Origin of the sequence: Azospirillum griseum, from assembly GCF_003966125.1 — a bacterium.
Taxonomy (GTDB): domain Bacteria; phylum Pseudomonadota; class Alphaproteobacteria; order Azospirillales; family Azospirillaceae; genus Azospirillum; species Azospirillum griseum.
This window is the reverse complement of the sequence record NZ_RXMA01000067.1, coordinates 1-1,101: the sequence shown is the minus strand read 5'-3', so window position 1 is coordinate 1,101 and position 1,101 is coordinate 1. Positions and strand designations below refer to the sequence as shown.

The window sequence follows — 1,101 nt, the reverse complement described above, 5'->3', positions numbered from 1 at the left end:
ACACCGGCACCGGCAACTTCACCGGTGTGGGCAATGCCTTGGACAACCTGATCCAGGGCGGCGTGGGCAATGACACGCTGTCAGGCGGCGCTGGCAACGACACGCTGGTGGGTGGTCTGGGTAACGACGTCTACATCGTGGACGATGCTGGCGATGAGGTGACAGAGCTGGCCGGTGAAGGCAGCGACGAGGTGCGCACCAGCCTTTCCAGCTACAGCCTTTCGGCCAATGTGGAAACGCTCAGCTACACCGGCACCGGCAACTTCACCGGTGTGGGCAATGCCTTGGACAACCTGATCCAGGGCGGTGTGGGCAACGATACGTTGGTAGGTGGTCTGGGCAATGACACGCTGTCGGGCGGTGTTGGAAATGACACAGCGGACTATTCTGCGGCGACGTCAACGCTGTACGTCGATCTGCTGGCGGGAACGGCGAGCGGTGGTGATGTCGGCCAAGACGTCCTGATCGGAATTGAGAACGCTATCGGTGGAGCCGGTGCAGACAGGTTGCTCGGCGACGACGCTGGCAATGTGCTCAATGGCGGGGCAGGCAACGACACTTTGCTTGGGGGGAGAGGTGGTGATGAACTTTTTGGTGGTGATGGAAATGACAGACTTTTAGGCGACGAAGGAAAAGACACACTTTACGGAGGTGATGGTAAGGACTTCCTGTTTGGTGAAGATGATGATGACGTACTTTATGGTGGCAATGGCGATGATTTTTTGTGGGGCGAAAGCGGGAATGATACGCTTAGCGGCGGTGCCGGAAATGATATGCTTGAGGGCGGCCTGGGAAACGATGTTTACATCGTAGAGGACTCTGGTGACGTGGTGACGGAGCTGGCCGGTGAAGGCAGCGACGAGGTGCGCACCGGCCTTTCCAGCTACAGTCTGTCGGCAAATGTGGAAACGCTCAGTTACATCGGCACCGGCAACTTCACCGGTGTGGGCAATGCCTTGGACAACCTGATCCAGGGCGGCGTGGGCAACGACACGCTGGTGGGTGGTCTCGGGAACGACGTCTACATCGTGGACGATGCTGGCGATGTGGTGACGGAGTTGGCCGGTGAAGGCAGCGACGAGGTGCGCACCAGCCTTTCCA

The 1,101-nt window shown here is 58.9% G+C and carries 1 protein-coding gene; it reads left to right on the top strand.

Annotated features, from left to right (window positions below; translation table 11 throughout):
• The coding region (locus EJ903_RS27480; protein WP_281274774.1) for a calcium-binding protein at positions 1-1,101 on the top strand (1,101 nt) is incomplete at both ends.